Raw genomic sequence first — 12,636 nt, forward strand, 5'->3', positions numbered from 1 at the left:
CGGGGAGCGATATAAGGGTTTGATTTCGTTGGAAGTTGATCAGGGCCAGAAGCCCGGCTTCCGACGGATCCGGCACAGTGCGCGGCCACCGCCCCCGGGGCGGCCATGTTAGCGGCTCGTCGGCGCTCCCGGCCATCGCCGGATGCCAAAAGCATCCGTGCTGGACGAAAAAACATGTCCCGTGCGACGCCCCGGCCACGGCCGGAGCGGCCGCCGGCCCCGAAACACCTGAAACCAAGAACACAAGCGCTCCCGCGGCCTGCCGTGGTGTCGTAGCGCTGGAAACCCAAGCCGCCCTACCCGCGCCTGCGCGAGGGGCGGCGACCCGTGTCCAGAGGCGAAACGCCATGGCGTTCCGCGCGGTAGCAGCGCGCGAGGAACGCACAATGAAGCGAATGCTGATCAATGCCACGCAGGCCGAAGAGCTGCGCGTGGCCATCGTGGACGGCCAGACCCTGTACGACATCGACATCGAACAGCCGTCCAAGGAACAGAAGAAGTCCAACATCTACAAGGGCCGCATCACCCGGCTCGAACCCTCCCTCGAAGCGGCTTTCGTCGAATACGGCGGTGACAAGCATGGCTTCCTGCCGCTGAAGGAAATCTCCCGCGATTACTTCCAGGCCGGTGTCGACCACAACAAGGCCGGCATCCGCGAGCTGCTGCGCGAGGGCCAGGAAGTCGTGGTCCAGGTCGACAAGGAGGAGCGCGGCAACAAGGGCGCCGCCCTGACCACGTTCATCTCCCTGGCCGGCCGCTACATGGTGCTGATGCCGAACTCGCCGTCGGCCGGCGGCGTCTCGCGCCGCATCGAGGGCGAGGATCGCGCCGCGCTCAAGGACGCGCTGGACAAGCTGAACATCCCCGACGACATGGGCGTGATCATCCGCACCGCCGGCGTCGGCCGCGATGCCGAGGAACTGCAGTGGGACCTGGACTACCTGCTGCAGGTCTGGCGCTCCATCGCCGAGGCCGCGCTGGCCAAGCCCGCGCCGTTCCTGATCTACCAGGAGTCGCGCCTGATCGTGCGCGCCCTGCGCGACTACCTGCGCGCCGACATCGGCGAGATCCTGGTGGACACCGAGGAGCTGTACGAGACCGCGCGCGAGTTCATGCAGCAGGTGATGCCGCAGACCCTGCGCAAGCTCAAGCACTACAAGGACGACATCCCGCTGTTCAACCGCTTCCAGATCGAATCGCAGATCGAGGCGATCTACGAGCGCAACGTGCGCCTGCCGTCCGGCGGCTCGATCGTGGTCGACCAGACCGAAGCGCTGACCGCCATCGACGTGAACTCGGCCCGCGCCACCAAGGGAAGCGACATCGAGGACACCGCGTTCCAGACCAACCTGGAAGCCGCCGAGGAAGTGGCCCGCCAGCTGCGCCTGCGCGACCTGGGCGGCCTGGTGGTGATCGACTTCATCGACATGTCCTCGAACAAGCACCAGCGCGAAGTCGAGAACCGCCTGCAGAACGCGCTGAAGTACGACCGTGCGCGCGTGCAGCTGGGCCGCATCTCGCGCTTCGGGCTGATGGAAATGAGCCGCCAGCGGCTGCGCCCGAGCCTGGGCGAGTCCAGCCAGATCGTGTGCCCGCGCTGCGACGGCCAGGGCCGCATGCGCAGCGTCGAGTCGCTGTCGCTGTCGATCATCCGCGTCGCCGAAGAGCACGCGATGAAGGAAAACACCGGGCAGGTGCTGGTCCAGGCCCCGGTCGAGATCGCCAACTTCCTGCTCAACGAGAAGCGCAGCGCGCTGCGCGAGATCGAGCGCCGCCACGACGCGCCGATCATCATCGTCGCTGACGAGCAGCTGCACACCCCGCATTACGAAGTCACCCGCCTGCGCGAGAACGAGCTGGGCGAGGAGTCGGGCAGGCCGAGCTACCAGCGCGGCACCCCGCGCAAGCTGCCGGTGCACGCCCTGACCAAGGCGCAGCTGAACATCCCGCCGGCACCGGCGGTGACCCACGTCAAGCACAGCCAGCCGGCCCCGGTGCGCGAGATCGCGGAACCGGCACAGACGCCGGTCCCGGCTCCGGTCGCGGCACCGGCGCCTGCCGTGCCGGCAAGCGGCGGCGTGATGGGGTGGCTCAAGCGCATCTTCGGTGGCGAAACCGCACCGGCGGCACCGGCCCAGCCGCAGCCGCGCCAGGACAGCGGCCGCGGCAACCGCAACGAGCGCAACAACCCGCGCCGCGACGGCCGCAACGGCAACAACGGCGCCAACGGCCAGCCGGCACGCAACGGCGGCAATGGCAACGGCAACCGTCGCGACGAACAGCGCCGCGACGAGCGTCGTGATGAGCGTCGCCAGGGCGGCGGCGGCAACCCGCAGCAGCAGAACGCCGGCCAGCAGCAACCCAAGCAGCGTGGCGAACAGCAGCCCCCGCAGGGCAAGCAGCAGCGCAACAACGAACAGCAGCAGCCCAAGCCGCAGAAGCAGCCCAAGCAGCCCAAGCCGCAGCAGGAAGTGGACAAGGCCGTGCAGCCGGCCAGCGAAAAGCCGGCACGGCAGCCGCAGGCCGAGGCCCCGCGCCCGGTCGTGGCAGCCGCCCCGGCCATGGCTGCGGCAACCGTGGTCGCCACCGTGGATACGGACGCCACCGAAGCACCGGCCAAGGTGCAGCTGCCGGTCGTAGAGGACACCGCAGCGGTGACCACCACCGCCGAGCAGGCCATTGTTGCGACCGATGAGACCACCGCCCCGGCTACCGATGATGGCACTGGCGACGGCGCCAGCCGCCGCCGCCGTGGTCGCCGTGGCGGCCGCCGCCGTCGCCGCGGCAATGCCGAAGGCACCGGCAACGCCGATACCGACGTGCTGGGCAACGATGACGACATCGCCGACGAGGGCGAGGACGCCGGCAACGAGGCCACCGGAACGGACTCCGTACCGGCCGCGGCCCAGCCGGAGTTCGATTTCGACGACGAGCCGGCTATCGCCCATGCGCCTGCACGTGCACCGCGCCCTGCGCGCGCCGAAGCGCCTGTCGCGCCGCAGGCCGAGCCCGCTGCAACGCCTGCCGCCGCGATCGCGGCGGTGGGCATCGCCGCCGAACCGGAAACCACGGCCATCGCGCAGCCGGAACCCGTGCTGGAAACCGTGGTGGCGACGGCGGAAGCCACACCCGTCGTCGTACCGGCAGCGGAAGCCACACCCGTCGTCGTACCGGCAGCGGAAGCCGCACCGGTCGTCGCTCCGGTGGCGGAAGCCGTGCAGCCGGCAGCTGCAGCCGTGCAGCAGGAAGCCCCGGAGCCGGCGGCCGTCGCCGAGCCTGCGGCGCCGGTCGAGTCAGTGGTGGTGGCCGTCGAACCCGTTGCGGTTGCGGCAGAGCCGATGCCGGTCCCGGCTGCCACGCCGGAACCGGCCCTGCCGGAGAACGGACAGCTGTTCGCCGAGGCACCGGTGACGGCGCCGGCAACCGGCGAGCAGCACGCGTCCGGCGACCAGGCACCGCTGGCCACGAGTGTTGAATCCGAAGCCGCTGCGATCGCCACCGCCGAAGTCGAGGCTGAGGCCGAGACCGAGGCCAGCGCGCCGAACCCGGACGAGCCGCACCGCAACGCCTGAAGGCAGCGCGTCCCGGAATGAAAAAAGCGGCCCACGGGCCGCTTTTTTCATGTGCCTCCGGCGCCGCCGGACGCTGTCATATCGCCTTCGACGGATCGCCCACGCCGTACTGTGCAGCCAGGCGCGCCAGTGCGATGTTGTCGTGCACGCCGGTCTTCTGGAACAGGCGCGACTTGTGCGTGTTGACGGTCTTGGCGCTCAGGCTGAGGCGACGGGCGATCTCTTCCTGGCGGTGTCCCTGCACCAGCAGCAGGGCCACTTCCAGTTCGCGCGGCGAGAGACCGTCGAACGGCGACTCGTCGCCGCCTATGTTGGACAGGGCCAGGTTCTGGGCGATGTTGCTGGCCAGGTAGCGTCGGCCCAGCGCCACGTCATGGATGGCGCGCACCAGTTCGCGGGCGTCACCGCCCTTGCCGACATAACCGGAGGCACCGGCTTCCAGCAGCCGCTTGGGCATCGGCCCGTCTTCCAGTACCGACACGATGATCACGCGGGTGCCGTGGTCGCCCTTGACGATGCGCTCGGTGATCTCCAGCCCGCTCAGCCCCGGCAGGTTCAGGTCGCAGAGCACCACGTCCGGTTTCAGCCGGCGGATCTGCGGCAGGGCCGCTTCGCCGCTGTCCGCGGCGCCAACCACCTCGATACCGGTTTCACCGGCAAGGATCATCTGCAGACCGGTGCGCACCAGCGCGTGGTCGTCAATGAGAAATACCGTTATCGTCACTACCCGCTTCCTCCCCCCGACACCCAGTGACAGTCGCAGCCGGCCATGCAGCTCCGCCATCCGGAGCCGGGCGGTGGATCCGCCATCGCGCAGGCCGCGCCCATTATCAGTCAAGAAGCCGGTCCCGCCCCATGGGGACGGCACACTTGGACAACTCCCCTGTCCACGCATGACCCGGCCGTGATCGGCGCCGGGTGACCGGCCATGACATGCTGTGCGCCGCAGCGTTGTGCGGCCATCAGTGCATCCCTCGCAGGCAATTAGGGTTTCGCCGCAGCCGATGGCGACCAGCGGCGACGGAACAGCAGTACATGCACGCCGGTCACCCACGCCAGCGCAGCGCACCAGCCGCCCAGGATATCGGAGGGGTAATGCACGCCCAGATGGACGCGCGACAACCCGACGCAGAACACGAAGATGCCGCCGGTGATCGCCACCGGCCAGCGCCAGCGCGTGTTCCATGCCAGGAACAGCGCGGTGGCGGCCAGCGTCATCGACCCCATCGCGTGCCCGCTGGGAAAACTGAAGGTGCTTTCCGGCGCGATCGATTCCCACAGGCTCGGGCGCTCGCGCTGGAACAACTGCTTGCTGCCGATGTTCAACAGCGCCGAGCCGGCGAAGGCGGTGGCGGCGAACAGCGTGTTGCGCCAGCGCCGCCGGAATGCAAGCACGGCCACCAGCAGCAGGTCGAGCGGAATCACGCCCCACTGGTAGCCCAGCCGCGACATCAGCAGGAAGAACGCGTCCAGCGCGGGCGAGGCAAGCCCATGCATGCGCCACAGCAGCGCCTGGTCGAAGTACAGCGACTCGGCCTCGTGGATTTCCTCGGCCAGGGCCACGAACCCGGCCAGCGGCAGCAGCAGGCAGACGAACAGCACGAGCAGACGCCAGGCGTTGTGCGCGAGCCAGTCGCGCACGCCGGCGGCTTCGCGGCGGGATTCAGCCTGCGTCGCGCGCATAGCGGTTCTCGACATACTCGTCGATCAGCGCCACGAACTCCTGCGCGATGTTCTCGCCCCGCAGCGTCACCTTCTTCTCGCCGTCGACGAACACCGGCGCGGCCGGCGCCTCGCCGGTGCCCGGCAGCGAGATGCCGATGTTGGCATGGCGCGACTCGCCCGGGCCGTTGACGATGCAGCCCATGACCGCCAGGGTCATGTTCTCCGCGCCCGGGTGGCTGACGCGCCACACCGGCATCTTCTCGCGCACGTGGTTCTGCACCACCTTGGCCAGCTCCTGGAAGAATTCGGAGGTGGTGCGGCCGCAACCCGGGCAGGCCGTGACCATGGGCGTGAACGCACGCTGCCCGGTGGTCTGCAGCAGTTCCTGGGCGACGATGACTTCCTGCGTGCGCGGCTGCCCCGGCTCGGGCGTGAGCGAGATGCGGATGGTGTCGCCGATGCCTTCCTGCAGCAGCACCGCCAGCGCCGCCGACGAAGCGACGATGCCCTTGCTGCCGATGCCGGCCTCGGTCAGCCCCAGGTGCAGGGCGAAATCGGAACGGTTGGCCAGGTCGCGGTACACCGCGATCAGCTCCTGCACGCCGCTGACCTTGGCCGACAGCACGATGCGCTCGCGCGGCAGGCCCAGTTCCACCGCGGTCTGCGCCGAATCCAGCGCCGAGCGGATCAGTGCCTCGCGCAGCACCCGGCCGGCGTCCCACGGCTGTTCGCGCTGGCTGTTCTCGTCCATCAGCCGGGCCGCCAGGCTCTGGTCCAGCGAGCCCCAGTTGGCGCCGATGCGCACCGGCTTGTCGTAGCGGATGGCGAACTCGATCAGCTGCGCGAACTGGGTGTCCTTCTTCTTGCCGAAGCCCACGTTGCCCGGGTTGATGCGGTACTTGGCCAGCGCTTCGGCGCAGGCCGGCTCCTGTGCCAGCAGCTGGTGGCCGTTGTAATGGAAGTCGCCGATCAGCGGCACGTCGATGCCCATCATCCGCAGCTTGTCGACGATGCGCGGAATGGCCGCCGCCGATTCGGCGTTGTTGACGGTCAGCCGCACCATTTCCGAACCGGCGCGCCACAGCTCGGCCACCTGGCGGACGCTGGCGGCGACATCGGCGGTGTCGGTATTGGTCATCGACTGGACGACCACCGGGTGGCCGCCACCGACCTTCACTCCGCCGATATCGACGGCATGGGTGATGCGGCGGGGCCAGGCGGTGGCGTCGGCGGGAGGAGTCGGGCGGGTGACGGCGTCGTGCATGGCACGCATTTTAGCGCGCCGGCCGCTGTCCCGGCATGAACCACGGCGAGCGCCGGTAGGCCGGGACGCATTACGATGCACGCATGGATTCCCCGGATACCTCGTTCCTCCGCACCCTGTGCAGCCTGCGCTGGCTGGCCACCGCCGGCCAGGCCAGCGCGATCCTGGTCGCCACCGGGCTGCTGGGGCTCGACCTGCCGCAGCTGCCGCTGTGGAGCGGCGTGTGCGTGCTGGCGCTGTTCAACCTCTACGTGCAGCTGCGCGTGCACGACAGCGACCCTGCCCCGGTCACCGCCTTCGGCCACATCCTGGTGGACGTCACCGTGCTGACCTGGATGGTCGGCTGGAGCGGCGGCATCGCCAATCCGTTCGGCTCGCTGTTCCTGATCCTGATCGCACTGGCCGCGCTGGCCCTGCCCCTGCGCTGGACCCATGCGGTGGCCGCGGCCTGCGTGGCCGGTTATGCGGTAAGCGCGATCTTCGGGCTGCCGCTGCACGGCGGCTACTTCGATTCGATGAGCCTTCATCTGTGGGGCGCGGCGGCCAACTTCCTGCTCTCCAGCGTGGTCGTGCTGGTGTTCTCCACGCGGCTGGCCGCGGCGCTGCGCGAACGCGAGAACCAGCTGGCGCTGCTGCGCGAGCGCTTCGTGCGCAACGAGGGCATCGTCGCCCTGGCCACCCACGCGGCGTCGGTGGCGCATGAACTGAACACGCCGCTGGCGACCATGACCCTGCTGGCCGACGACATCGCCGAGCAGTACGCCGACGACCCGGCGATGCAGGAGGACATGGATACCCTGCGCGGCCTGCTGGTGCAATGCCGCGAACGGGTCCTGGCGCTGGCGGCGCCGGCGGAAGGCGCGCGCAGCCGCGCCCGCGTGTCGATCGGCAACGTACTCGAACAATGGCGGCTGGTGCGCCCGACCGTGCACCTGCGGCGCAATGCCGACGCACCGCTGCAGCTGGCGCTGGACCCGGGCGTCGGCCACCTGCTGCAGGTGCTGTTGAACAACGCCGCCGACGCCGGCGAACAGACCGGCCATGGCCAGGTGGACCTGGACATCCGCATCCGCGACGACCACCTGTACGGCGAAGTCCGCGACTACGGCCCCGGCTTCAAGGCCAACGACGCCGCCCACGCGGCGCTGCCGGGCACCCTGTTCAACAGCGGCAAGAGCGGCGGCATGGGCGTGGGCCTGGCGCTGTCGCACGCCACGATAGAACGCCTGCACGGGGAACTGTGGATGCGCCCGGCCGAAGGCCGCGGTACCCGCGTCGGTTTCCGTCTGCCCCTTGTCAATATGGAAGCGAATCCATGACCTCCTCTTCCCACGGCCTGCTGGTCGACGACGATCCGCTGTACGTGCGCACCCTGCAGCGCAGCCTCGCCCGCCGCGAGATCGAGACCGTCACCGCCCACGACATCGCCAGCGCGCTGGAGCAGGCCACGCAGTCGCCGCCGGCGTTCGCGCTGATCGACCTCAAGCTCGGCGGCGAATCCGGGCTGGCGCTGATCCAGCCGCTGCGCACGCTGCGCGCGGACATGCGCATCCTGCTGGTCACCGGCTACGCCTCCATCGCCACCGCGGTGGAAGCGATCAAGCTTGGCGCCGACGATTACCTGCCCAAGCCGGCGACGGTGCCGATGATCCTGCGCGCGCTCGGCGAAGCCGACGAGAACGGCGAGGAGCACGAGGACATCGAGCCCCCCGACGCGATGACGCCGATCAGCCGCCTGCAGTGGGAACACATCCAGCAGGCGCTGCACGAAACCGGCGGCAACGTCTCGGCCGCCGCACGCCTGCTCGGCATGCACCGCCGCTCGCTGCAGCGCAAGCTGCTCAAGCGGCCGAGTCCGGAGCGCGACCCGCACCGTTGACGCTGCGCACCGCCGCTCCGGAAACGGGGCGCCTCACCCGCGCTGGATGGACACCCCGCCATCGACCCGCATCGCGGTGCCGGTGACGAACGAAGATGCCGGCGAGACCAGGAACAGCGCCGCGGCCGCGATTTCCTCGGGCTGCGCCAGCCGCCGCAGCGCATGCAGCCGCGCCACCGCGCCCAGCGCCGCCTCGTCGGGGTTCATCTCGCGGGCCATCGGCGTGTCGGTCCCGCCGGGCAGCAGCGCGTTGACGCGCACCCCGGACGGCCCGAGCTCGGCGGCCAGCGACTGTACCAGGCCGATGACCCCGGCCTTGCTGGCCGCATACGCGGCCGTGCACGGAAAACCGGCGGTGTGGCCGACGAAGGTCGAGGTGAACACCAGGCTGCCGCCGCGGCCGGCGCGCAGCAGCGACGGGATCTGGTACTTGGCGCCGAGGAAGGCAGCGGTCAGGTTGACCTCCAGCGCCTGGCGCCAGTCGGCCAGCGCGACCTCGGGCGTGGGCTGCAGCGGCCCCAGTACGCCGGCGTTGTTGAACGCCGCATGCAGTGGGCCGAAGGTGTCTTCGGCATGGCGCACCAGCGCCTGTGCGTAGGCCTCTTCGCGCACGTCGCCGGCCAGCCAGGTGGCGGCCCCGCCCGCGGCCTGGATGCGCGTGACCAGCGCCTCCAGCTCGGCGCCGCGGCGCGCGCCCAGCACCACCCGCGCGCCTTCGGCGGCAAACAGCAGCGCGGCGGCGCGGCCGATGCCGGAACTGGCGCCGGTGATCAATACGGTCTTGTCGTGCAATGCCTTCATGTCCTGCTCCCGATGGATGGAGCGCGCAGGATGAAGGCGCGCGGCGCATGGCGCTCGCCGCTATCGGACATGGCATTGGCGCACGCATGAAAACGGAAAGCCCGGCATGTGCCGGGCTTTCCGCGTGCTGCGTGCTGCCGGGGCTTACGCCGCGACGGTGTCGGCCACGTCCTTGTAGTCCGCGATCTGGTCGAAGTTCATGTAGCGGTAGATCTGCGCGCCGTTGGCGTTGATCACGCCGATGTCGGCCATGTACTCCTCCTTGGTCGGGATCCGGCCCAGCCGCGAGCAGATCGCCGCCAGTTCCGCCGAACCCAGGTACACGTTGGTGTTGCGGCCCAGGCGGTTGGGGAAGTTGCGGGTCGAGGTCGACATCGCGGTGGAGCCTTCGCGGATCTGCGCCTGGTTGCCCATGCACAGCGAGCAGCCCGGCATTTCCATGCGCGCGCCGGCGCTGCCGAAGGTGCCGTACACGCCTTCCTTGGTCAGCTCGGAGGCATCCATCTTGGTCGGCGGAGCCACCCACAGCCGGGTCGGGATGTCACGCTTGCCTTCCAGCAGCTTGGCGGCCGCGCGGAAGTGGCCGATGTTGGTCATGCACGAGCCGATGAACACCTCGTCGATCTTGGCGCCGGCCACTTCGGACAGGGTCTTGACGTCGTCCGGGTCGTTCGGGCACGCCACGATCGGCTCGTGGATGTCGGCCAGGTCGATCTCGATGACCGCGGCGTACTCGGCGTCGGCATCGGGCTCGAGCAGCTGCGGGTCGGCCAGCCACGCTTCCATCTTCTCGACGCGGCGCGCCAGCGAGCGGGCATCCTGGTAGCCCTCGGCGATCATCCACTTCAGCAGCGTGATGTTGCTGTTGAGGTACTCGATGATCGGTTCCTTGTTCAGACGCACGCTGCAACCGGCGGCGGAACGCTCGGCCGAGGCGTCGGACAGCTCGAACGCCTGCTCCACCTTGAGGTCCGGCAGGCCCTCGATTTCCAGGATGCGGCCGGAGAAGATGTTCTTCTTGCCGGCCTTGGCCACGGTCAGCAGGCCCTGCTTGATGGCGTACAGCGGAATCGCGTTGACCAGGTCGCGCAGGGTCACGCCCGGCTGCATCTGGCCCTTGAAGCGCACCAGCACCGACTCGGGCATGTCCAGCGGCATGACGCCGGTGGCGGCGGCGAAGGCGACTAGGCCCGAACCGGCCGGGAACGAGATGCCCACCGGGAAACGGGTATGCGAGTCGCCACCGGTGCCGACGGTGTCGGGCAGCAGCATGCGGTTGAGCCAGCTGTGGATCACGCCATCGCCCGGACGCAGCGACACGCCGCCGCGGGTGGAGATGAACTCCGGCAGGGTGTGGTGGGTCTTCACGTCCACCGGCTTCGGATAGGCGGCGGTGTGGCAGAACGACTGCATCACCAGGTCGGCCGAGAAGCCCAGGCAGGCCAGGTCCTTGAGCTCGTCGCGGGTCATCGGCCCGGTGGTGTCCTGCGAGCCCACCGAGGTCATCTTCGGTTCGCAGTAGGTGCCCGGGCGCATGCCCTTGCCTTCCGGCAGGCCACAGGCGCGGCCGACCATCTTCTGCGCCAGCGAGTAGCCCTTGCCGGTATCGGCCGGCTGCACCGGCAGGCGGAACAGGTCGGTGGCCGGCAGGCCCAGCGCCTCGCGCGCCTTGGCGGTCAGGCCACGGCCGATGATCAGCGGAATGCGGCCACCGGCGCGCACTTCGTCGAACAGCACTTCGGACTTCACTTCGAACTCGGCGATCACTTCGCCGTTCTTCAGCGCCTTGCCGTCGTACGGACGCAGCTCGACGACATCGCCATGCTCCATCTTCGACACGTCCAGCTCGATCGGCAACGCACCGGCGTCTTCCATGGTGTTGTAGAAGATCGGCGCGATCTTGCCGCCCAGGCACACGCCGCCGGCGCGCTTGTTGGGAATGTACGGGATGTCGTCGCCGGTCCACCACAGCACGCTGTTGGTCGCCGACTTGCGCGAGGAACCGGTACCGACCACGTCGCCGACGTAGGCGACCAGGTGGCCCTTGTCCTTGAGCGACAGGATCTGCTGGATCGGGCCGCGCTTGCCGTCTTCCTCCGGGGTGAACGGCGCGTCGTCGCGCTTGTTCTTCAGCATCGCCAGGGCGTGCATCGGGATGTCCGGGCGGGTGGTGGCGTCGGGCGCCGGCGACAGGTCGTCGGTGTTGGTCTCGCCCGGCACCTTGAACACGGTGATGGTCAGGCTCTGCGGCACTTCCGGCTTGCTGGTGAACCACTCGGCGTCGGCCCAGCTCTGCAGCACGGACTGCGCGTTGGCGTTGCCGGCCTTGGCCTTTTCCTGCACGTCATGGAACGCATCGAACACCAGCAGGGTGTGCTTCAGCGCGCCGGCGGCGATGGCGCCGACCTGGGCGTCGTCCAGCAGCTGGATAAGCGGCGCGACGTTGTAGCCGCCGAGCATGGTGCCCAGCAGCTCGGTGGCGCGCTCGCGGCTGATCAGGGCACTTTTCTCGGTGCCGAAGGCAATGGCGGCTAGGTAGGACGCCTTGACCTTGGCCGCATCGTCCACGCCGGCCGGCACGCGGTGGGTGATCAGGTCGAGCAGGAACTCGGCCTCGCCCGCCGGCGGGTTCTTCAGCAGTTCGATGACGTCGGCCGTCTGCTGTGCGCTCAGCGGCAGCGGCGGGATGCCAAGCGCGGCGCGCTCGGCTACGTGGTGGCGGTAGGCTTCCAACATGACAACTCCCGGGTGGTACGGATGAGGAATGGGGTATGGGCTCAGGCTTGCGGCACGATCAGCTTCAGGCCCTTGAAGTAGTCGCGGTAAAATGTGTCGTTCCAGGTGATCAGGCCGTCGCACTGCAGCAGTGCATGGGCGCCGACCATGAAATCGTCGATGCGGCGTGTGTCGCCGGCGTTGCGCTGGCGGTGGCGGCGGTGCATCTCGCCGGCGCGCAGCGCCGACTTGGCCTCCAGCGGGCTGAAATGGATGCCCATTTCCTCCAGCGCCTCCTGCACCTGCGCGCCGCCGCGCAGCGAGGCGCATAGTTCGGCCAGCGTGGTGCCGCAGACCACCACCCGGCCACCGACCAGCGCCTGCCGCAGGCAGGCCTCCACCGCGTCGGCGCGGGGGCCGTCGCTGAGCAGTTCGATCAGTACCGGGGAGTCGACCGCGATCATGCCTCGCCGGCCTCGTCGCGAACGCTGCGCACGGCCTGTTCGGCCGACGGGAAGCCGTCCAGCGCGAACTTGCCGCGGGCACGGGAAATGGCATCGTCCACGCTCTTGCGCAGGATGATGCGACTGCCTTCGAGCTCGACCTTCAGCAGCGTGCCCTTGGTCAGGCCCAGCGCGTCGCGCACGGCCTTGGGCAGGGTGATCTGTCCACGTTCAGCAACGGTGGCTTCCATCGGGCGCCCTCCTGAGTATGTACGAATTATACATACTTGCACGGGC

At 69.2% G+C, this 12,636-nt stretch carries 10 protein-coding genes; 3 read left to right on the forward strand and 7 right to left on the reverse strand.

Annotation, left to right across the window (positions count from 1 at the left end; genetic code table 11):
- Nucleotides 1–386: 386 nt before the first annotated feature.
- Nucleotides 387–3,572, forward strand: coding sequence for a ribonuclease E (gene rne / locus ABB33_RS07645; RefSeq protein ID WP_056931739.1), 3,186 nt, complete (start codon nt 387–389; stop codon nt 3,570–3,572).
- A gap of 76 nt (nt 3,573–3,648) precedes the next feature.
- Here the strand turns inward: rne and ABB33_RS07650 are convergent, their stop codons facing one another.
- The 3 genes from ABB33_RS07650 to ispG form a co-directional block, all read right to left on the reverse strand.
- On the reverse strand, nt 3,649–4,296 hold the full coding sequence (locus ABB33_RS07650; RefSeq protein ID WP_054668700.1) for a response regulator: 648 nt from the start codon (nt 4,294–4,296) through the stop codon (nt 3,649–3,651).
- 260 nt (nt 4,297–4,556) lie between these two features.
- Entirely contained in the window at nt 4,557–5,270 is a 714-nt protein-coding gene (locus ABB33_RS07655; RefSeq protein WP_248842450.1) for a phosphatase PAP2 family protein, read from the reverse strand.
- A complete protein-coding gene (gene ispG, locus ABB33_RS07660; RefSeq protein ID WP_054668701.1) occupies nt 5,236–6,501 on the reverse strand; it encodes a flavodoxin-dependent (E)-4-hydroxy-3-methylbut-2-enyl-diphosphate synthase in 1,266 nt (421 codons plus the stop codon). Before ispG ends, ABB33_RS07655 begins: the two co-directional genes overlap by 35 nt.
- Before the next feature lie 83 nt (nt 6,502–6,584).
- Here ispG and ABB33_RS07665 point away from each other — a divergent pair, with 83 nt between their 5' ends.
- A complete protein-coding gene (locus tag ABB33_RS07665; RefSeq protein WP_056931740.1) occupies nt 6,585–7,820 on the forward strand; it encodes an ATP-binding protein in 1,236 nt (411 codons plus the stop codon).
- The gene (locus ABB33_RS07670; RefSeq protein ID WP_056931741.1) at nt 7,817–8,380 is read left to right on the forward strand and encodes a response regulator transcription factor; all 564 of its coding nucleotides are present in this window, start codon (nt 7,817–7,819) and stop codon (nt 8,378–8,380) included. Before ABB33_RS07665 ends, ABB33_RS07670 begins: the two co-directional genes overlap by 4 nt.
- A 33-nt stretch (nt 8,381–8,413) precedes the next feature.
- Here the strand turns inward: ABB33_RS07670 and ABB33_RS07675 are convergent, their stop codons facing one another.
- From ABB33_RS07675 to ABB33_RS07690, 4 genes are all read right to left on the reverse strand, one after another.
- Nucleotides 8,414–9,181 carry an SDR family oxidoreductase gene (locus tag ABB33_RS07675; RefSeq protein WP_056931742.1) on the reverse strand — a complete coding sequence of 256 codons (768 nt, stop codon included), beginning with the start codon at nt 9,179–9,181 and terminating at the stop codon, nt 8,414–8,416.
- Between the two features lie 144 nt (nt 9,182–9,325).
- Nucleotides 9,326–11,917: a bifunctional aconitate hydratase 2/2-methylisocitrate dehydratase gene (acnB, locus tag ABB33_RS07680; protein ID WP_054666351.1), complete on the reverse strand. Its 2,592-nt coding sequence runs from the start codon at nt 11,915–11,917 to the stop codon at nt 9,326–9,328.
- A 41-nt stretch (nt 11,918–11,958) separates the two neighbouring features.
- The gene (locus tag ABB33_RS07685; RefSeq protein WP_054666354.1) at nt 11,959–12,360 is read right to left on the reverse strand and encodes a type II toxin-antitoxin system VapC family toxin; all 402 of its coding nucleotides are present in this window, start codon (nt 12,358–12,360) and stop codon (nt 11,959–11,961) included.
- Nucleotides 12,357–12,590 carry an AbrB/MazE/SpoVT family DNA-binding domain-containing protein gene (locus tag ABB33_RS07690; protein ID WP_054666355.1) on the reverse strand — a complete coding sequence of 78 codons (234 nt, stop codon included), beginning with the start codon at nt 12,588–12,590 and terminating at the stop codon, nt 12,357–12,359. The genes ABB33_RS07685 and ABB33_RS07690 overlap by 4 nt, the downstream gene beginning before the upstream one ends.
- Nucleotides 12,591–12,636 lie beyond the last annotated feature (46 nt).

The organism is Stenotrophomonas acidaminiphila (genome assembly GCF_001431595.1).
GTDB classification, from domain to species: domain Bacteria; phylum Pseudomonadota; class Gammaproteobacteria; order Xanthomonadales; family Xanthomonadaceae; genus Stenotrophomonas; species Stenotrophomonas acidaminiphila.